16 protein-coding genes and 2 tRNA genes are annotated in these 21219 nt (G+C 45.3%); 2 read left to right on the top strand and 16 right to left on the bottom strand.

What is annotated here, in order from left to right:
* Positions 1-87: 87 nt before the first annotated feature.
* Complete coding sequence (locus tag MKY44_RS08265) at positions 88-8136, bottom strand: immunoglobulin-like domain-containing protein (RefSeq protein ID WP_341006729.1); 8049 nt, start codon at positions 8134-8136, stop codon at positions 88-90.
* A gap of 447 nt (positions 8137-8583) precedes the next feature.
* Here MKY44_RS08265 and MKY44_RS08260 point away from each other — a divergent pair, with 447 nt between their 5' ends.
* On the top strand, positions 8584-12204 hold the full coding sequence (locus MKY44_RS08260) for an S-layer homology domain-containing protein (RefSeq protein WP_341006728.1): 3621 nt from the start codon (positions 8584-8586) through the stop codon (positions 12202-12204).
* A gap of 248 nt (positions 12205-12452) precedes the next feature.
* On the opposite strand, the gene MKY44_RS08255 is transcribed toward MKY44_RS08260, so the two are convergent.
* Both MKY44_RS08255 and MKY44_RS31505 read right to left on the bottom strand, forming a co-directional pair.
* Positions 12453-12517, bottom strand: a tRNA-Ala gene (locus MKY44_RS08255).
* Complete coding sequence (locus tag MKY44_RS31505; protein WP_445670679.1) at positions 12482-14188, bottom strand: recombinase family protein; 1707 nt, start codon at positions 14186-14188, stop codon at positions 12482-12484. The genes MKY44_RS08255 and MKY44_RS31505 overlap by 36 nt, the downstream gene beginning before the upstream one ends.
* Before the next feature lie 142 nt (positions 14189-14330).
* On the opposite strand from MKY44_RS31505, the gene MKY44_RS08250 reads away from it, so the two are divergent.
* A tRNA-Ala gene (locus MKY44_RS08250) sits at positions 14331-14404 on the top strand.
* Between the two features lie 17 nt (positions 14405-14421).
* Here the strand turns inward: MKY44_RS08250 and MKY44_RS08245 are convergent.
* From MKY44_RS08245 to MKY44_RS08185, 13 genes are all read right to left on the bottom strand, one after another.
* A complete protein-coding gene (locus MKY44_RS08245) occupies positions 14422-14646 on the bottom strand; it encodes a hypothetical protein (protein ID WP_341006727.1) in 225 nt (74 codons plus the stop codon).
* Between the two features lie 4 nt (positions 14647-14650).
* Positions 14651-15112, bottom strand: coding sequence for an ArpU family phage packaging/lysis transcriptional regulator (locus MKY44_RS08240; protein WP_341006726.1), 462 nt, complete (start codon positions 15110-15112; stop codon positions 14651-14653).
* Positions 15113-15171: 59 nt separating this feature from the next.
* Complete coding sequence (locus MKY44_RS08235; RefSeq protein ID WP_341006725.1) at positions 15172-15864, bottom strand: putative metallopeptidase; 693 nt, start codon at positions 15862-15864, stop codon at positions 15172-15174.
* A gap of 74 nt (positions 15865-15938) precedes the next feature.
* Positions 15939-16157: a hypothetical protein gene (locus MKY44_RS08230; protein ID WP_341006724.1), complete on the bottom strand. Its 219-nt coding sequence runs from the start codon at positions 16155-16157 to the stop codon at positions 15939-15941.
* Positions 16158-16200: 43 nt separating this feature from the next.
* On the bottom strand, positions 16201-16539 hold the full coding sequence (locus tag MKY44_RS08225; protein ID WP_341006723.1) for a hypothetical protein: 339 nt from the start codon (positions 16537-16539) through the stop codon (positions 16201-16203).
* Positions 16508-17239, bottom strand: a complete 732-nt coding sequence (locus MKY44_RS08220) for a hypothetical protein (RefSeq protein ID WP_341006722.1) — start codon at positions 17237-17239, stop codon at positions 16508-16510. Before MKY44_RS08220 ends, MKY44_RS08225 begins: the two co-directional genes overlap by 32 nt.
* A gap of 1 nt (position 17240) precedes the next feature.
* Positions 17241-17705, bottom strand: a complete 465-nt coding sequence (locus tag MKY44_RS08215) for a hypothetical protein (protein ID WP_341006721.1) — start codon at positions 17703-17705, stop codon at positions 17241-17243.
* Positions 17702-18763 carry a hypothetical protein gene (locus MKY44_RS08210; RefSeq protein WP_341006720.1) on the bottom strand — a complete coding sequence of 354 codons (1062 nt, stop codon included), beginning with the start codon at positions 18761-18763 and terminating at the stop codon, positions 17702-17704. Before MKY44_RS08210 ends, MKY44_RS08215 begins: the two co-directional genes overlap by 4 nt.
* Positions 18763-19077 (bottom strand): hypothetical protein, encoded by a 315-nt coding sequence (locus tag MKY44_RS08205; RefSeq protein ID WP_341006719.1) that lies wholly within the window; start codon positions 19075-19077, stop codon positions 18763-18765. Before MKY44_RS08205 ends, MKY44_RS08210 begins: the two co-directional genes overlap by 1 nt.
* A 14-nt stretch (positions 19078-19091) precedes the next feature.
* Positions 19092-19703, bottom strand: coding sequence for a dUTP diphosphatase (locus MKY44_RS08200; RefSeq protein ID WP_341006718.1), 612 nt, complete (start codon positions 19701-19703; stop codon positions 19092-19094).
* Positions 19700-20104 carry a hypothetical protein gene (locus tag MKY44_RS08195; protein WP_341006716.1) on the bottom strand — a complete coding sequence of 135 codons (405 nt, stop codon included), beginning with the start codon at positions 20102-20104 and terminating at the stop codon, positions 19700-19702. The genes MKY44_RS08200 and MKY44_RS08195 overlap by 4 nt, the downstream gene beginning before the upstream one ends.
* A 4-nt stretch (positions 20105-20108) precedes the next feature.
* Positions 20109-20558: a hypothetical protein gene (locus tag MKY44_RS08190; protein WP_341006715.1), complete on the bottom strand. Its 450-nt coding sequence runs from the start codon at positions 20556-20558 to the stop codon at positions 20109-20111.
* Between the two features lie 91 nt (positions 20559-20649).
* Entirely contained in the window at positions 20650-21216 is a 567-nt protein-coding gene (locus MKY44_RS08185; protein ID WP_341006714.1) for a hypothetical protein, read from the bottom strand.
* Between the last annotated feature and the right edge of the window lie 3 nt (positions 21217-21219).

Genomic DNA, 21219 nt, shown 5'->3' with positions numbered 1-21219 from the left:
TTTCGGGTCAGCATTGTCCTTCGTAATGGAACCCAGGAGCTATATTGCCTCCTCATCACTCATGTAGGTGCCCTATACTTAACGTGTCTACATCAAACCCAACAAATTATAGATCATCACTGCTGCTTCTGCACGGCTAGCATTCTTCTTCGGTGCAAACTCATCGTTACCAACACCGTTTATTATGCCTGCTCCCTGTATTGCCTTTACCGCTTGCTTCGCATAACTTGCGATGTTTGCTTCATCCTTGAAGGCTGCAGCTTCACCACTTGCTAACGCTAGTTGCTTAATCTGGATCGCCTTGTATACCATAACCGCCATATCTTCTCGCGTAATGTTCTCATGAACTCCGAATCGTCCATCTGGTTTCCCATTCACAATCCCCAGCTTCTGCGCGGTTGCGATATTTCCATGGTACCATTCTCCTTGCTTCACATCACTAAAACTTGTCGTTGCCCTCTCATCCGATAGCTCAAACAACTTCATCAGCATGGTGATGAATTCTGCTCTTGTCACTTGACCATTCGGATTAAACTCGCCGTCGCCTACACCCTTCACAATGCCTCTTGCTCCCAATACTGAGATCGCATCCTTCGCCCAATCTTGGGTCACATCCTTAAAGCTCGTTGAAACATACGCTACCGTATACTTGCTTAGATACGTTGGCTTGAACTCTACTTTTCCTGTCGCTGCATTGTATTTACCATTCGTCACCACTCTTAGCTCTCCGTTGTCCTTCACATCGTATACAACGACGTTGTTTGGATTTTCGTTAGCCTTTAGTGTGTATGGCAATTCAATTACGAGATCATCTCTGCCATCAAACTCTGTAAGTTTCTTACCATCAATCGTTAGCTCGATATCGTATACGACCTCACCGTTCAGCTGTGCTTGTGCGCCAGCTGGCAGTTGATTAGCTGCGATTTTCTTAATCGACAATCCTAACGTTTTCCCTGCACTTGTTCCTGTTCCAAGCAGTTCGGTTGCCACGGTTACGACTGCAGAGCCTGTGTTGATCTCGATGCGATCTACCATAGAAGCTCCATTTGTTAAGCGCGCATCTACTGCGAGCTCAATCGTTAGCCCGTTCAAGCTTGCATCAGCTTCAACTTGCATGTGTAGCTTACCGCCTGTCGTTTGATCAAGCGCACGCTTCACCGTATCCGCACTTAACTTCACTTTAGAAGCACCGCTCTCATTTACGACCGGCTTAATGTGTATTTGGCCGTTGTCCATGACCACTTGATCACTTCCACCTGGAGCTGGTGGTGCTGTAGGTGCAGGGATGTTACCGTCACCGCCACCATTTCCATTACCACTGCCTGGTGCTTGTGGTGTTCCATCAACCAATGGTGTTACCGTTACCGTAGCGCTAGATGATAAACCACCATCCACTGTAGTTACTGTAATCCTTGCTGTTCCTGGTGCCACCGCTGTTACTTGACCTGTCGCACTTACAGTGGCAACAGCTGTATTGCTTGAGCTCCATGTTACTGCTTTTTTCGTTGCATTAGCTGGTGTTACCGTAGCTGTCAATTGCCCTGATTTACCTTCTACGATTGACAACGTTGTTTTGTCCAAGCTAATTCCGCTAACGGGTACGTTCTTCCCATTGAGTGCATCATACTCACTTTGTGTAATTGGAATTACCGTTCCGTGCCGCGGACTAGCGGGTAAGTTGTAGTTAGAAGCTAATGTCCAGACACCTGATGCAAGATTTGTTGTCTCGAATGGAACATACCCTCTTCCACCAAACTCATCTACGAATAAATACCATTTTTCATCTGTATTCGATTTGAAGATCGTTGGACCCTCAACCCATTTGATGTTACCAACGCTTTGATTAATCATCTTGAAGGTTGGATCTAAGATCGAGTCACCCACCTCTTGGAAGATCATCTTGCCAAATGGAGCAGAATCTCCGTTGTTTTGCTCATCCTTCGTAAAGCGATACACTTTTCCTTCATGCTCAATCATCGTTGTGTCAATGATTGAATATCCATAATCCAAATATACTTGCGGTTCAGTAAACGTATAGAAATCTCTTGTCTTGCTATACATCATTTTTTGATAAGCACTGCCTGTATGGGATGCATCATCAAACATTCTTGATGCCCAAAATACGATATATTCACCCGTTGTCTTGTCGTACATAATTTCTGGTGCCCATGTATTACCCGCTTCTTCCGGTGCAACCTCTACCATGCGTTGATCTGTCCAGTTGACTAGATCATTCGATTCCCAAACCATAATGGAACGACTGCCCCATGTCTGTGCTCTACCCCAGTTACCATTGCCGTTAATTTTCAGATCGGTAGCGATCATGTAGAACTTATCACCTTCAGGCGAACGAATAATGAACGGATCACGTACACCCTTCTCCCCTAAGGTAGAGGTCAATACAGGTTTACCATCATTCAATTCTCGCCAGTTCAACGGATCATTGCCGTTACTTAGCGCAAAGTAAACTTGCTCGCCTGTTGCAGTACCTTCTCCAGTGAAATATGTGAAAAAGTATCCCGCATAATTTTCATCAGCAGGCAGTTCCTTCACCTTTGCAATGAATTCCTTCGTAGTGGATGCTGAATTTAATTTAATCGTAGCTGTAAGCTTCACGTCCACATTTCCACTACCGTGTGCCGGACGTTTTACTTCTCCAGTAACTGAAACGACGTTTGGTTGAGCAGAAGCCCAAGTAATTGTTGTTCCGTATAGTCCAGATGCTGGTAGTGCTATGTGACCTCTTACATCATTAATGTTATGAACGACTAGTGTTGCTTTTGCTTCATCTACAGAAGTGACATCGTTTGGCAATGCCTTAACCGTCAACTGAAAAGTTTTGTTAACTGTCTCTGTACCATCTGTAAATACTGCTGTTAACGTTACAACTTGATCACCTTTTGCGTTAGCTGGTCTGGTTACGGCACCTGTAGTTGAGATGACATTCCCCTTATCTGAAGTCCAGCTTATTGTTGTGCCATAAGCACCCGATGTTGGCAATGTGACATTGCTTATAATCGCATCTTTTGATGTATTAGAAGCAAGAAGATCATTAATCGTTAATTTCTCTGTCGCAGCTGATACAAGCATGCCCTCCATCAAAGCAATCTTCTGATCTGCATGAGCCTTAAGTGATGTAATATCTGCCGCAGTCATAGCACCATCATAGATTTGGAAGTCTGCAATCATACCGCCGAAGTATGGATCAGCTGTATAGAATGACTTACCGATGTACCCACTACTACCTAAAGTATTTTTTATTTGTTCTAGTGTCATTCCATTCGTTGAGCCTGATGCAACAGCAACACCATCAATATAAAGCGTTAGTGTACCATCCGTGCCTGAAACAACAGTCGTAACTACTTTCCATTCATTATTCTTTAAGCCTGTGGTAGAAGTTGAAGACTCATTATTCCAAGCATTCGTCGCGATACCAAGGCGAGCTAGACCGTTAGCGTTATAACGTGGTGTGAAGTACGTATAGTGCGTATTATTGTTTGGTCTTCCTAATGCATATAACCACTCGGCAGCGTTTTTACCGCTCCAGTTCACAATGGATGAAACGGTCATATCCGTTAATCCATCAAGTACTCCTTGTGGCAGTTCTACATAAGAGTTAGTTGTGCCACCAGTAAAGCTTAGTACACCAGCATCTTGTGTACGAATCCATTCTGCTTTAGACGGATTCATCCATTTTCCGTTGAAGTTTCCTGTTTGGTCAATAACCGTCGCACCATCGATATCATTCATATCGTAGTGAAGAATGAGCTCTGCCCCAGATGGCTGCTCTACTGGAGGAGTAACGTCTTCATCAGCTAATGTTGCAATCTCTTCAACGGATAATGCACGATTATAAATACGGAAATCATCCAATTTACCATCAAATAAACTATGAGAGCTGTTTCTCGATTTACCAATATAATTCATCGTTGTTTCCAGTAACATTCTCGGCTCCACGTTAAATGTCGAGCTACGTTTAACCTCTTGACCATTCACATACAATACTGCATCAAATTCATCCATTGTAATTGCAACATGCTGCCAAGTCTTTGTTGGTAATAGCCCGGAATTTCTCACCGCATATTTATATTCTGATCCCAGTCGCGTGCTGTCACTGCTAAATTTCTCTGTAAAAGGTGTTACGACAGCAAACTCCAGACTACCTGTATCCCCTTGTGTGCTCAAGTACATGGTGTTGCGGTTAACCTGTCTGCCTGTTTCGGAAGCAAAATCAAATATTCTTTGATTTGCTTGATTTCTGTCCATTTGAACCCATGTAGAGAACGTAGCCTTCTCAAGATTCAAGGATTGAATCAAGTTATCTGGCAGCTTCACATATCCTGTTGATCCATTAAGTTCTAGTGCACCACCCGTTTTACCGATACGATCCTCTTCATTAATCGTTGCTCCACCTACTAGTGTTGCGTGATGACCATTACCAGAAATGTCATTCAACGTTGTACCATTCACTGTATTTGCATCGAATGAGTAATGTACAACCGGGTCTGTTGATGGTGCCGGACCTTTCCATGCATACTTCTCTTGCAAAGCATCATACTCTGCACGTGAGATTGGAATTACCGTTCCGTGTCGTGGTCCTGGCGGAAGTGCATATTGATCACTACTTAATACATTGTTCATATATTGCGTGCTACTATCCAGATCTGTTGTATATCGGACATGATATGGCCATGAATCAAGGAACAGATACCATTTGTCTTTATGAATATCTTTAAAAATCGTTTGCCCTTCATTATTTCCATTTTTTCCGATCAAGCCAAGTTTATTGTCACGTGTACCCGGAACTGCGTCGTATTGAAGGCCGTTTGCTGCAATACCGTCCTTGTCATCGTAGAAAGTTGGTGCTTTCTCCACATACACTTTCGTATTCACTTCTGATTTGGTGAATCGGTACAACATCTGATTATGCTCAATAAACGTCGTATCAATGGTCGGAAGTGACTCATCAATCATGACCTTTGGCTCAGAGAAGTTGTAGAAGTCTCTTGTTGTTGCGTAGTACATCACATTGTACTGACCTTCAGGTCTTCCGTTATAATCACCATATGTCTCCGTATTTTTCATCGATGATGCCCAAAATACGATATACTCTCCAGTTACTGGATCATAGATAGCTTCTGGTGCCCACGTATTTCCTCCAGTCTTAGGAGCAACCTCGATCATACGCTGCTCGCTCCAATGAACGAGATCCTCCGACTCCCAAATCATCATGTAATGACTACCCGTAATTTGAGCTTGGTCGAAATTTGTACTTTCACCCATTTTCAAATCGGTTGCCAGCATATAGAATTTATCACCTTCTGGTGACCGAATAACGAATGGATCACGAAGTCCTTTTTCACCCATATCGGATTGAAGGATCGACTTACCATTATTCAGCGCTTTCCAGAACAATGGATCTTCAGCTGTAGCGAAGGATATCTCTTCACCACCCTCATATTCACCTGTAAAGTACGCAAAGAAGTAAGCATCATGCTGCACTGGCGCAGCTGCTTGTTTAATCGTAACGTTAAACGTAAGCTGTTTAGAAGCTGCACCATTCGTAATTGTAGCTATTAGCGTAACGGGCGTATCCGTAGCTTGACGGCTTACCCAGCCTAACTGTGTAGCGTTACCAGCCGCTTCAGCCGTTCCTTTAACAACCGCCGGCCTGTTGGATGTCCATGTAATGGTGGAGCCTTGTTCTCCTGTAGTGACAAGACGTAAGTTGCCTTTAACATTGTCCGCATTGTAGATCTCTACTTGTTCAGCATCTAGATCAACCTTCTGCTGATCATCAAATTGCTTCAAGATCGTAACAGGGAATACAGCCGCTCTAGATACACCTTGATACGTTAAAGTAGCCGTAAGCTCTGCTTGAACATTACCTGCTTGAACAGCTGGACGTTGCACAGTACCACTGTTAGAAATGACCGTAGGATGACTAGAACTCCAAGTGATGCTTACACCGTTTTTACCGCTCGTCGGTAAGGTAAGGTCTTTCGTTATCTGCTCAGCACTCTGATCTGTCTCGTCTAAGTAATGACCGATGTTAAGTTGATTCGCTGCATCATCAACAGTGAGCTGACGTATTTGGGAGATGTGAGTTACTGCTTCCTGTTGATATAACTCGCCCATTTCTTGTTCCGTCAACGCACGATCATATACTCGGAAATCAGCAATGCTACCTTGAAGATATGGATCGTTTGAGAAGATTGATTTACCGATAAAGCCAGAGAAAGTAGCATCCGGATTAATAATTTCTGACAGCTTTAGTCCCTTTGCATTACCCGAAGCAACCTTAGCTCCATCCACGAATAACGTTATCCTATTGCTAACTTCGGACAAGGACACCGTTACATGCTTCCACTGCCCACCGATAAGGTTGGAGTTTGCGCTACCTGTAACTAATGCTTCGTTTGGCCAGCCATTTTTAGAGATACCTGTAGCAATCATATTACCTGATCCACTACCGTGACGTGGTGTTACGAAGAAATATTTGTTCGTTTCTGGTGTTAATACAGTACCCAAACCGAAAATCCAGCGATTCGTACCATCATTCGTCCAGTTCACGATTGAAGATACGGTAATCTCATCCAGACCTTGTAATAGATCCAGTCCATTGGAGCCCTTAGGAATCTCAACATATCCACTGTTCGATGTAGAGCTTCCACCATTGAAGGAAATAAAGCCAACCTCACTGTTTGAAATAAATTGTCCATTGTCTGGATTTCTAAATATTCCGTCAAATGTAACTACCTTTTTGGCAACGTCCTTCAGTACGAGTTGACCGTCTGCTTCTTCTGTCGTTTTCATATTGTAATGAAGAATAAGATCATCATTTAGCGATTTTCCCTTAACGGTAACGGCTGATGTAGCTGTAAACTCTCCATCTTCAGTCTGTGCCGTAATTGTGACTGTACCTACACTAACAGCTGTAACTTTACCCGTTGAATTAACAATAGCTACACCAGAGTCACTAGATGTCCAGATGACTCTTTTATTCGTTGCATTTGAAGGTGAAATAGTAGCCACTAATGTCTCGCTGTCCCCCGCTGATAAAATAAATGTAGGTTCATTAAGTGAAACATTCTTAACGGCAATCTGCTCAATAGAGTCATCCTTAGGTAGTAAGGTAACCATGAACTCCTTCGTTGCCTGGCTTCCACCTAAAGAAATGGTTGCAGTTAACGTCACTTGTTGCTCCATTTCTCGTAAGAACACTTCCCCTGTTGGACTAATCGCACTCTCATCACTAGAAGTCCATGAGATCATAGCGCCATTCTTATCTTCAGTAGGCAGTTCAAGGGATTTTGTAACTGCCGATATATCACCTAACGTTAGCTCTATTTTGCCTTGTTGTACTTGCTTTTCATTAAAGGATTGTTCATATACTACAGCGATATCTTCATTATTTAGTGCCTCTCCGTAAATTCTTAAATCTTGAAAGCTGCCCGCAAAAGTAGCATCCCCTAAATAATTGGAGCGACCGATGTAAGCATGCAAATCAGTACCAAAGCTTGCTGTTGTTTTCTCTTTGGCGGTCGTGCCTATACTTACACCGTTAATGTAACCTGTAATAGAGCGTTCTGTAATGACCGTCGTATAGTGAACCCATTGACCTTTGTACTGTGACGTAGAAGTGCCTGATACTCCTACCTCAGTCGTCCAAGGCTGGTCAACATTATTGCGATCTGTAAATACGGACTTAAAATCACCACTTGGATTGGATGGATTAAACATCCAGTAATTCGTTGGCAATTTATTTTCAGCTGCTGGCGTACCGTAGAATAATGCGGAGTAGTTCCCGTTCCCCGTGTTGCTCTTGATCCATACAGAAATCGTTGTATTTTCTTGATGATCAAACAAACCAGTAGGAAGCTGAACGTAGTTTGTATTACTATCTGTTCCCCCAGGTAGAGTGAGACCATCGGTGTACGTAATGTTTCCTACAGCCGTTCCATGATTTTCATTACCTGATATATCCTCTACATCCTCAAGCAAGGGATAATGCGCCAACATCGTTGGTGTTATTGTGTCCGCTGAAGCTTGATTGCTAAATGGCAGAACAAGATTAAACCAGCTATTGAAGGTCAAAAGTAAAGCTAACGTTATGATTGAAATCCGCTTTCGCATAGCATTCTTCCCCTCGTTTAATATTCAAAAGCACGTAATCCTTATTTATCTTTAAAACAAGACCACCTCGTTTCAAGGAGCTAAAGAAACACCCTGAAATGAATGCGCTTACATTTCTCCTCATATTACGTCTTCAACACTTCTAATTCAATGTAGTTTCTTGTTAATAAGGTGGATTTTTTTATTGCAATTTGAAATGAATGCAGAATGCAACACTATTGATATGAAGCAATCTACATGCACAGATGCGTACAAGATTATCAAAACAATAAAACGGCATCTCTGCCGTTCTAGATGTTTACGTATGGTTTATGTGTAAATTAAAGGATTGAATGCCTGATAAACATAATATATATAGTTGGGCGCTTGTCATATGGACAACGTGTCCGAATACGATGCGGTAAGCCGTGGGCGTACCGCATCGAAAAATAAGGAGGATTCTCATTTATGCCAAAACGATTTAGCAGAATGCTCGCGTTCCTCTGTTGCTTGGTAATGGTGGCGTCGCTAATGCCTACCAGTTATGCCGCCGCCACTGACAACATCGAGAACACAGTAGCGAATGAAACACCCACCGCCATTTTTGGAACTCCCGAACTCGGGTCAAACGATCCCCTCTGGGACCAAACCATGGAGCATCACATCAACAAAAGCACGGTACCCACCGACCCCAGACCCCATGCCACGGGCACAGCCAGAATCCTTTGGGATCATGACTACCTGTATGCCCGCGTAGTTGTTAATGACAGTAATCTATATCAGGGAGCTGGCGCAGATCACCGATACGACAGCCTGGAGTTTTATGTTGGTACCGGAACCGGCGGCTCGAACCAATGGCGTGTCAGCTCGACGGGTGTGTTCTCAGGGCAGGCCGCTCCGGGCAGAGCTGCATGGACCCAGATCACGGAAACAGGATATATCGTGGAGATGAGAATACCCAAAAGAACCTTGACCTTGGAGGAGGGCAAGCTTACCTTTGAGGTTTACATTAATAACTCAACGGAAAAGGGCGGTGACCGCTATGAAGTCGTGTCCAGTTTCGGAGATCCGGACGCGGCTTATACCAGCTCTGTTTCATTTACAGACAGCCTGCAGCTCACTTCAGCCAATGAAGTGGATAACAGATTTTCAATCACCGCAACGGCGGGACCGGGCGGCTCAATCATGTCGAACCCACCCGGGGATGTTCTGAGAGTAGATCGGGGCTCTAACAAAGAAATTACGTTTACCCCCGATTACGGCAAAATTGTGGATACCGTAACGGTAGACGGCGAGATCGTAACTCTATCTGCTGGCACTTATACCTTTACGAATATTGAGGCTGATCATACCATTCATGTGACATTCAAAAACGATCCGGACGCGGGGATACTTCCCTTTATCGTATGGAATGACAACTTCGCCAGTGGCGAGTACACAACGGCTGTTATCATTGATTTAGGCGAGGGAAATTCGGCGTTAGGCTCCGCGCTTAATCCGGACTTATTTGCCTTATCGGCTAGGAACACGACCCTGAACGGCGAAGCAGTGACCTTTGAAGGACCACGCAAAATCACAAGGGTATACGCTAATGACGAGCCAAAGGTACGCGGCTATGTCGGGCCGATTAGTCATTCACCAGATTATCAGGACGGACTGGCGAGCGGTCGTTACATCGTCGTTGAGTCTGAGTTTTATTCAGAGAGCGGCGGCAATACAACGCTGGATGGCAGCAGTAACTCGACAAAGCAGGTTTACACCGTTGTCCAAAAAGGCGAAATCTTACTGACAGAAGGAAATCCGCTTCACAATGTGGTTTTTGAACAGGAAAAAGTTGTGAATCCAATCCTCGATAAGTTCACAACTTTCACGGATAATTCGGTCAATCGCTCGCTCTACCTTCACAAGGATGAAGACGGTAACGTGATGAAAGGATTGCCGCTGTATGTTTATACACATGGTATGTCACGCGGCGGCACAAACGCTGCGACAGACCAAAAAGCGGCCATGAAATCCGCCAACGGCTCAGTCGCTCTAATGAAAAAGATGGAGCAAAATCCCGATAAGTACGCCAGCCATGTACTGAATATTTCCTATAATGGCGTATCTGTTCCCTCAACAGAAAATGTTAAGAAGGTCATAGACGCCCTGATTGCCAGCGGTGAAGTAGATTCTAACCGTGTTTACGCAGCAGGCTTCTCATGGGGCGGCCAGTATACAAACAACTTAGTTAACAGCTACCCTGGCTTCTTCGCTGCCGCCGCACCTATGGCCCCGGTAAGCGGTTCACCCAACGCTAATGCCAACGATGCTCACAACAACCTGGCCTATTGGATGTTTGTAAATGCTCATAACGTTGCAGGCTATCAGACTAACCTCAATAACTTCATAAATAACAATATGCCGAAAATGATCAACGCAAGGGCTTCGCGCTTTGAAAGTAATGAGGTTCTTACCTGGCCCTACAATCAATTTGATCAGCCGAATCTGAGGCCGAATCCGGCCAACACACCTGTTCTGGCTGATTACATAGCGCACGAAGTTGAAGCGGCGGTTCTTTACAACCAGATAACTATGGGGAATTGGAGCATAGCTCCCACGGCGCAGTCCTCTAACTTGCCAGCTTGGAACAATGACTACACAGATGTCTTTGATTGGATGTTCTCGCAGAGAAAACCCGTCGTGCCCGGTGCTCCGAGCGGCTTCAAGGCGACAGCCGGTGACGGACAGGTCACATTGAGCTGGACTGCTCCTGCTGACGACGGTGGCAGTGCGATCTTGGGCTACAAGGTATGGTATGGCAACGTGACGCCGGTCACACTGGATGCGACGGAGACCAAATATACCTTTAAGAACCTGACAAACGGCCAAGGCTACAACTTCACCATCATCGCGGTGAACGCAAAGGGCGACGGCGCGCAGACCAGTGCTACGACAACGCCGATGAAGACGACGACTCCCACTGTGCCTGATTCTGGCGGCAATACGGGCAACACCGGAAATACCGGCAACATCGGTAATACGGTCAACACCGACAATACGGGCACCGGGACAGACGCTGGAACGTTGAAGTCGACCTACACAGTGTATACACCGAAGGATAAACCCGCGGTCACAGACAAAAACGGCAACACCACCCTCCCCGGCGGTGGCGAGATTGCGACCAAAGGCGGGACCAAGATTGAGGTACCCGAAGGCACGACGATAGACTCAAACGGTAAGGTAACCATTCCGGCAGATAAGAGCGCCGAAGTGACACTACCCGGCGGCAACAGCACAGTGACCATTTCGGGCGGCTCGACGATAGCGAGCGACGGTACCGTTACAGTAGGCGGCAAAGATGCCCATGTGAACTTGCCAAACGGCAACCGTGTGGATATCCACGGCGGATCGAAGATACGGAACGGCGGAACGGTTGTGGTAGGACCGAGCGGCGCAAGAGTTGACTTAGACAACGGCATGTCGCTGAACATCCGTGAGGGTACGGAGCTGGCGTTTGATGACGCCACCCCACTGGGCTTCCTCGTGCTATCGGGCAATCCTTTCAGGGATGCCAACATGGACGACTGGTTTTACAACGATATAAATTTCGCCTACACATACGATCTTTTCAACGGCACGACGTCCACGACGTTCTCACCCGGCACCGCGATGACGCGTGCAATGTTCGTGCAGGTACTGGCCAATCTTGAGAACGTAAACCTCTCCAGTTATACGAGTTCCCGCTTTAGCGACGTGACGGACGGACAGTGGTACACCGCGGCAGCCGAGTGGGCGGCCGAAAAAGGCATAGTCAACGGTACAAACGCAGACCTGTTTGACCCCAATTCACCGATGACGCGCGAGCAAATGCTGGTGATACTGTACAACTACATGAAGTACAAAGGCTATGAGATACCTGAAAGCCACTCTAAGTCCTTCACGGACGAGAGTGAGATCAGCTCCTGGGCGTTGGAGGCCGTTCAGGCGCTGCGGGACATCGGCATTGTAGTAGGCAAGCCGGACAACTTTTTTGCTCCCAAAGCCACCGCCACCCGCGCCGAAGTAGCCACGATCTTTGCAAGGTTCGTTGAATATCTGGCTAATTGAAAGCGTATACAGAAAAATGCAGACCCTACCGACTGGACAATATCCAGCCGGAAGGGTCTCCTTGGTTTCAAACTTCACTTTTTTTAACAACTCCACAGTCAGGACTTTAAACCCTCTATTTTTGCATCTAGAATATTCGTCACCAGGCTCGTCCCCAAGTCCAAAAATTCTACTTCATTAATGCATGTTCTGACTTATTTCACCACAAAAAAAACGCCATCGCAATAATGTGATGGCGTTCTTATTTATGGAGCCTAGGGGGATCGAACCCCTGACCTCATCGCTGCCAGCGATGCGCTCTCCCAAGTAAGTCGGTTGCACTACCATTATTACGCGCCATTTGAACAAGCTCGTGGACGTTTAATTTTATCTTCAGATCTATCGAATCCCTATAAACGGTTATGGTATCAATTACACTATTAAGCATCATCTTTTTCTTTTCTAAGCCGGCCTTATGAAATGAGTCTTTCCAAACAGGAATTAACTTTACCAAGCTTTCCATTTCGCTTCTTTCAATCTTTTTATGGAGAGTGGCGGATTCCGTGTTATCTAGTTCTTTCTTAATCAATTCTATTTCATTTTGCTTTTCTTCAATTAAATTGTTAAGTAACTCTGGTTTGAATGCACTTTTACCTGTAATACTTTTCGAAACCTCTTTCATCAAAGTTCCCAATTCTTTCTCTAGCTCATTAAACTGTTTTTTTAAAGACTTTACTTTCTTCTCATCATCATTTGAATTAGATTTTTTTATAACTTTTAATTGTTCTGAGACATCAACAGTCTTTAAATCGTCCAGGTAAGCAAATAATTCCTCAAGAGTTGTTTCCTCTATTTTAGTCTGTGAATAGATTGTTTGGCCCTCACAGGTTACCTTCCCTAAAGCTTTTCCGCTGCATCTATATTTCGCCTGTCTCCACTTCTGTTCAGTTCCGTCTTTAAGTTGATATTTCTTAGAATTATATGTGGTTGTAAGTGGTGATCCACAGTATCCACATTTAATCATTCCAACAAATAATAATGGGCTTTTTGTAATTAGGATCTTTTCAATCTCAGGTTTATTCGTGTTATCTTGATTACGGGATGTTCTAATTTCCTGAACACGATCCCACATTAACCCTGGAACAGTTACAAGATGGTCGACCACTTTATCTGGAGATACCCATGCCTCTTTAGATGCAGTTTTCATTTTTCCTTCGTCATCTTTCCTCTTCTTCCCGAAAGCTGGCATGCCTTTATACAGCGGATTGCTAAGAATGAAATTTATAGCACTAGCGGTCCACTTTCCTCCAGTTGATGTTGGGATATTTACTTCAGGATCATTAAAGTGCTTAGCGATTCGATTTGCTCCGAAACCTTGAGAGTACACCAAGTCATACATCAGATAGGCTATCGGGTTTGTGTCCTCATCCTTTACGATCCGAAGCAGTTCTTTCCCTTTCTTATTAAAGACTCCAGACTTAACAAGTTTGTATCCATACCCAACACCACCACCACGGTATAATCCATCCTCAGCCATTTGAATGTGATTTTCTGTTACACGAATCGATGTTTTTTTACTTTCACCACCCGCCTGCCAAAACCTTATGTAGTTCATTAGGTGGTCGGTATGTTGCTCGAATTTCTGTTGCCCTTCCATCACAGACCAAACTTGTACCCTTTTCGCAAACCATTCTACTACAAACGGCGTTTCATCTTCTTTACGACCCAAGCGGTCAAATAAAAAACACAAGAGAACATCATACATACCCGCATCAGCATCTCTTTTTGCTTCTTGAATCTTGTCACGGTCGTTGGCAGAAACCCAAAAACCGGATACTGACTCAACATACTCTTTGACAAATACCCAACCCTTTTGCTTGTAAAAATCTTCGCATGAACGGCGCTGAGAAGGTATATCATGATCAGTTAATTGCTTGTTTGACGACACTCTATAAAAAGTTGCAACTCTTAACGGTCTTGTGCCATCAGGTTTATTCCGGTTCATCACTACCATACAAACGCGCCTCCTAGTTAGTCGAGATAACTACCATAAAAATTAATCCATAATTCAAGTTTTGGCAATCTATATTTTTTCTGCTTGCATTCTTATTATCTTTTTTATATACTACGAAAGCAGTCTTCTTTACGGGGAATTAGCTCAGTCTGGGAGAGCGCTTCGCTGGCAGCGAAGAGGTCAGGGGTTCGAGCCCCCTATTCTCCATTAAAAAAGCCCAACTCTTATGTTGGGCTTTTTCTTATGTCTAGGTACTGTCTGATATATTCTTCTGTTAGCATATCTATTAGACCATCAAGAACTGATTCGCTATCTTCGCTTGCAAATGTGACGTTCACCCACATCTTTGTCTTATCATTAAACCTTCGAATTGACCGCTTTTCATGATCCACTGTGTACCTCTTGCCACCAATGATTATTTCATCCCCTAATCCCTCCAAACTAATCATCTCCCTATTCTTCCTTTTGTCCTTTAATAACTGCAATCTTCATGTTTAAGGCAACACTGCGAAATGCTCTCCATCTTATTTCTCTATATTTTCCCTCACTGATCGGAGGATCGAATTCGAAACCAAACACTTGTTTATCAGTGATATAGTCATATTCTTTAGTAAGATATCGCTTCTCCATCAAGAATGCTTCTATTTCTGGCAGACCCATAACGGCGCGTTCAATTCGAGCGCAATAAGCTGCTTGATATGCTTCTGTATCTACGTTGTATATAGCAATGTTTGCCGTTTGATCACTGGTTACATTGGTTGGACCGTGGAACCTCTCTGTATATGATGCTGTTGTATTTGCTTCCCTTGCGTCAAAGGTAAGGTACTTATAGATCCTGTATTGCTCCAGCGCTTCCTTGACAGCTTCAGTTGTCTTCTGCCGGTCAATGTTGGCGTATGAAATTGGTTGACCCACCTTTGTATCACCTCAATGTAAGGATGGTTCCCCGACCGGAGCCGGGGAGTTAAACTATATTAGAACGGCAGGTCATCATCAGAGACAGGCACCTTAACACCATCCTGAGTTGTTGCGATGATTGCGGCGGCTGTGGCCTCTTCGCCTTCAAGCGGAATCTTTGCCTGGTTCGGATCGGTGATCAAGATGTTACCATCTGCATCAGTTTTTGGACCTTGCTGTTCTTGCTGTTCTTGCTGTTCTTTCTCTAGCTTCGCCTGTTCTTCAGCAGCCATTTCAATAGTAAGCTGTTCAACATTGACCTCTTTAATCGCGAATGCAAGACGCTTCACATCCTCGCTCACAGCACCGTGGCGGGTGATTACTGCAAAGAATGCTTCAATGTCAGGCGGAAGAGTTTTAAGCAACGGGCGACCGTCAGGAGCTTCCAAGACATCATCGTGTTTATCCATTTTGACATCAAGAGTGCAGAGAGCATGATCAATTACATAACGCTTCTGAGGATCGGTCATTTGGTTCCACATGTCCGCATTGAGATACAAGATTGCGTCCTTATCCATACTCATGCGGATTGCCTCGTTGAGAACAGATACACCGCTGAATTTCGTCTTGCCCTTGGACTTCCATCCTCCGTGTTTCATAATCACTACAAACTCGCTGTCTTCAAGGTGTGTATGATTCTTCGAAATAATATCTTGAAGCAATTCGTTAACTTCGGATGGTGCATCTGTAATGAATTTATCGTTAGCCATGGGTTGTTTCCCCTCTCAAATTGGTTTTATTAGTTCGTTGTTTCACCATCAAATGAATGCGGTTTGTATTTGAATTAGGATGCGCAGCCATCACAGGCGACGTAGTTGTCACCGACTTTCTTGCTAATAGCGATAACCTTGCCCAGTTTGATATCAGATTCATCCGTGAACTCCAGGTCGGCAATGCGCGTAACGATCAGTGCAGCAGCTTCTTCTTGGCTATCTGCTTCCTGGCTGAACTCTGACTTTGAATTGCTGGAGATAACTCTATATTCGAACGTGTATCGCATCATGTTATTATCCTCCTTAGTAGGGAGAGGCCTAATGAACCTCAACCTAGTTTTGAATCAATCCATTCTCACTCAACAGAACAAACAGTTTAAGAAAGGCTCGTTCGCGTATTTTAGTGTACGTATCTTTTGAGATTGATGGGTTGAAATGAAAGTTGTACACTTGGTAGTCCAAACGATAGAAGTCGATCATGTACCGCTGCGTAACAAGATTTCTCTCGTCTCCTCCAAGTGAACTTACAGCAGCTTTGACCTTGCGGACGTATTCTTCACGCTCAGAATCTCCAGGTGTTCTTTTGCAGAAGTCGTACTGCTCAAACACCTTTTTCATTACCTTCGCAACTTGGTTACTGTTATGTTTCGGGACAACCGTTTTTACTTTCACTCTGGCATCCCTCCACATATTGTTTATACATCGCTTCAGCGAACGCCCTCTTATCCAATTGTGGTTCATTGATGCTGTTGAAGAAGCTTTCGACCCATTTCTCTTTGTCGCTTAAACCCCTCTTATATCCAACCAGAGCCATGAGAGAAAGCTGCTCACCCCTCTTGTTGTAGAAATATCCCGCTGCTTGGCGAATGTGGGAAGCCAAGTCTTCATGCTGTGGCAACTCTCCAAACAACTCATATTTATTGATTGACGTTACGACTGTCGCCATTTGCTTTGGATTATTTTTGTAGTAGCTGCGGATTTCTTCTACGTGGTCATAAATTTCTCCCGGCAATTCAATGGGTTCAACCAAGTATTTGGATCGCTCAACCTCAGACATGCTTTTAAGCTCATAACCTACGAAGTGCAGGAGGAACGAATCGACATTATTCTTGAGTTCCTTGATAGTGTGAAACCGATCATGGGAGAGGGAGCCCAATTCCTTCTTGGAGGCTTCTAAACCCGTAATCACATTCTCGCGTCTGATCCGCTCCTCCAACATCTGGTTCAGTTTCTCGGCGGTGATAACCTCACACTTACTGGCGAGGACAATGGTTCCGCCCAATTCGTAATACTCCTGCGAACCGTCAAACTCCTCGGCTTTGTAATAGCCCGGTTTCATCATCCCATCTTGGTTTTTCAGATATACCAACATATTATTTTCCCTCCTTGATAAGAGGCACGGATACCTCTTCTTCCTGAGCCACCAGAAAGGACCTTGCTCGTTCTCCGCCATCTTCTGATATTTCACTCTCTGCTGGGCAAGCAGGGTCACCGGGCCAAAGCTTAGTTTTTACGTAGTTCGATTCGTCCGAGTACCAGCGGATTACCTTCAGTGCCCCTTTAAGTTCCTTGCAGAGCCGTTCATTTTCCCGTTCAAGATCAGCATTTTCGCACACTGGGCATGTGTGATTTCCGTTCCCCTCACCTGTCGCATGGTCAATATCTTCGTGACATGCATCATAAGTGAATCCACATCCCGGACAATCCCACAACTCCACTTTCTCAGCTTTGAGCCTTTCAATTTCTGCAAACGCCTCTTCCAGATCATCCATCAGTGACACCGGATACGGACAACGTGCCGCTGCCAGCCTGCGTTTAACATCCAAGATAGTTTTCATGATTGTTCGTCCTTTCCCTCGCCCCATTTGGCGTGAATATAGTTCTTCCACTCTTCCTCCCATTGCGACAACGTGCCCTTATACGCATCGTTCAGGATCATATACTCCTTAGCGAACACTTCTGACAATGGCCTGCGGCTGTAGTGCAAATATGGGATACTTCGCATTATTTTTGACCCAGTAGCCTGCACCTCGCGGAGCTTGGCATCAAACCAACAAGCCTTCACGAAGCTGAAAGGCTCTGACTCAATGATCTCTTCCCAATCCATGCCAATGTCCCGATCTGCCGCGCAGTTGAATGGGCAGAGGTAACAGCGGCTCCGGCGTGTAGGAAAGCCGTTGTGCTCCAGAAACTGAATACTAGCCTCTGTGGTTTCGTTTGCCTCCACAAGCGGGTAAGCCAGCTTGATGTAATCGTATTGCGGTGACTGGTACGTGTTGATCCGGCGTATCTCGTCATAGCTGAATCCAATATCCATGATTATGCCTACATTGCTGGGTATCATCTGCTTTGGCCCGAGTCCGTGTTCTTTGAGGATCATTTGCCGGGCCATTTGTTTCACTGGCACTATCTTGAAATCAACCGTACATTGCCGGGGCAACATGCCGCCTGCCTTGATCTCTCCGTCCTCGTTGACTGAGTTGCAGTACACAGGCATTTGGAACCGCTGATAGTCCGTCATGATGTATCGCATTAACATCTCTTCAAGCCCACGTTCCATGCTGTTATGATGCGTGATCAGGAACGGTGTCTTGTTGCCCACCTGAAGTTGCCGATGCTGCCACCACCAGACCTGTTCGTGGATAAATTCTGGCTCGGCACCTGTGTCTGAGAATATGATGTAGTCGTAATGGATCTCGCCCCGGAAGTGCATTTCCAGCAAGTGCGAAGACTGCGTTCCGCCACCGAATGACAAGACCTGGTATACCTTGGTACGTCCTTCTGCATGTAAGTCATGGATCAGCTCCGCTTTTGTTTTGAACACGCCGTCCAGGTATTTCTTGTGCTGTCGGTAGTCCTGCATTTGAAAAAGTGCAAGCTGCCTGGGCGCGGCCATTACAAGTATCCTTCTGGCGTCAACTGCAACTCTGCATTCGTTCCACCACAATGCGGGCAAGCAGGTTCTTCGATTTCATCGTCTGGTATCTGACGGATAGCGTAACCAAATCCGCATTCACATTCGTAAGTTTCCCAATCCTCACTTAGCCCAAAAAGAGCACTGCCTAAAGTGTGAAGATCCATTCCATTCAGTGCGTTGTAAACCACCCAACCTCTTGGCTCTCTCACATGTTGCTCAAGGACCCAAGCTCTGTTTACTCTTTCATCCTTGATAAGCCGAATCGTGTCTGCCTGCTCTTTAGTGAGTTTCATAGACCAATGCCCCCTTAATATCCGTTTGCCTGCCGCTCGTGGTTGACTTTGTTTTTATCCAAGTACGCTGCCTCGATCTGTTCCAGGGTGAATCCGAAACGCTGTTGACCAAGAGCAAAGAACATGTTCCATGCCATGCGGAATGACGTAATGCTGGAATACGGGCTGTATTCCATGCCGATACCGCCAGCGTGATATATCAATCTGGTTAGTACCTTTGTTGTGCTACCCTCCAGGTAGTCGTCAATAATCGTGAGGTCTGTTTCATCAAGGCCAAGCTGCCGGGCAATACTCAGAAAGAAGTGGACGCAATCGACATATTCCTCAAGGAAGGGATTAGTGATACTTCCAGTGGTTTCGCATTTGTTGCAGTCTACTTTGTTACCGGTATACCAATGTCCGCGGCCCCCGCAGGAAGTACACTTAATCTTTGCTTCATAGCCATGCTTTGGTTCTCTCTTATCACTCCAATGCTTGAAGCCGCGCCATTCGTTGGACATTTCGCCCAGTTCCACTTGAAGCGCAAGGATCGTGTTTGGGAGCAAGTCTTGACCTCGCAGGCTCTTTTTCTCAATAATCCGTGCATCCAGTGTCTTCTGCATTTCGTACAATTTAGCTATGTTCATGCCGTTTCAGCCTCCTGAATCTCAGCCTCGGTTGCAGGCCGGATAACGAATTTTTTATCTCCAATGTGCAGAATGTGCGGCTCAGTTAACTTGTAAATAGCAGCTTCCGTGGAATCAAAACCCTGTGCTATCTGGTCAGCCGTTTTGAACTCTGTCCCTTCCGTGCTGTCCACCGTTACCATCTTCAAGCCGTCCCACTTTTCACGGATCTCTTCAGCTTTCAGAAGAACTTGATTGATCATTGGTTTGCTGATACGTTGGTGGCAACTCATAGCATCCTTCATGTGGTCAATCCCAAGCGCATAAGCCCTGGTGTGTAGTTGATTCATCCAAGACCAGAACGTATCTTTCGACATGGCTTTGACCTTCTGGAATGTCCGGCGCTTTTGATCATCATCCATACTGCTATCCCTCCTTTGCTAATTGGTTAATATCCATGCCTACATACAAGGCGTTAATCAGATCCCCAAGTGTCATTCCGTTCAAAGCAGCCGCTTCATCAACCCAACTATGTGGGGCCGTTGCGTGCTCCCCAATTAGTTCATCCTCAGTCCAACCGCCTTCGATCGGTTGCAGGAGAAACATAATCGCCTTGGCCTGCTGCACTGTCAAACTGACTGCTTTACCAATGGGGATGTGCTTGATTTCCGGTTCCTCTTTGATTGTCCGACCCTTCTGCCTTTGACCGGGTGTATAGTCTCTGTTGCCAAGTCCGATCTGCTTTTTACGTTTGCCTGTCATTGGCGGAGTAGGTGGTAAAGCAGCCAATTCTTCAGGAGTCAATTTGTACGGTCTGACCTCACTAGATCCCGATGACATAGCTTCAATTCTTCGGTTTGGAATTGGTGTACCCATGGGGGATATGCTCCTTTCTGGCTAAAATAAGCACGTCTGTTCCGTATTTTGGGCGCAACTGTCCGCCTCAGGACCGCACAAGCCCCGGGTGCTATTCTTTATTAAGGATCGATTCAATGACTTCTTTCTGGTAAGGCTCGGTATCCAGCAGAGGCATATACTCGCGCATCCGGTAAAGATTGACCGCTGCTCTGGCGATAATGTACGCGTCCGTGACGTTATCGCTTTTGTGAGTAAAACCGAACAGTGACTTGGCAGCTTCCGCAACTGCTGCTTTCTTCTCTTTATCCTTCAAGCGCCGTTTGTTTCCGACCTCTCCGGTCCAACCTGTTACCGCAACATATTTCTTGGTGCTGGTCGGGTTTATCTCGTTGAATGTCATCCCTTTACGGTGGATCATCGTCCTCAGTCCACCATGTATCATTCCGGTGGTGACACCTTTTTGGGTACCCATTGCCGGTTGCTCAATTAGAATCTCGTCATGCTCCTGAAGATGTTGAAACAAGTTATTTTCCAGTGAGACAAGTTTCTCTATTGAGATCCCACCGCTCACTGTTGGGCCCTTGCCTTGCAGCTCGATCTGTTCCAAAATGTTACCGTCAATATCCAATGCCACAAATCCCGTTTTAGTGGCCGGATCTATTCCAATGAATCTCATCCG

Origin of the sequence: Paenibacillus sp. FSL R7-0026, from assembly GCF_038004485.1 — a bacterium.
Classification (GTDB): domain Bacteria; phylum Bacillota; class Bacilli; order Paenibacillales; family Paenibacillaceae; genus Paenibacillus; species Paenibacillus xylanexedens_A.
This window is presented reverse-complemented; position numbering and strand designations above follow the sequence as displayed.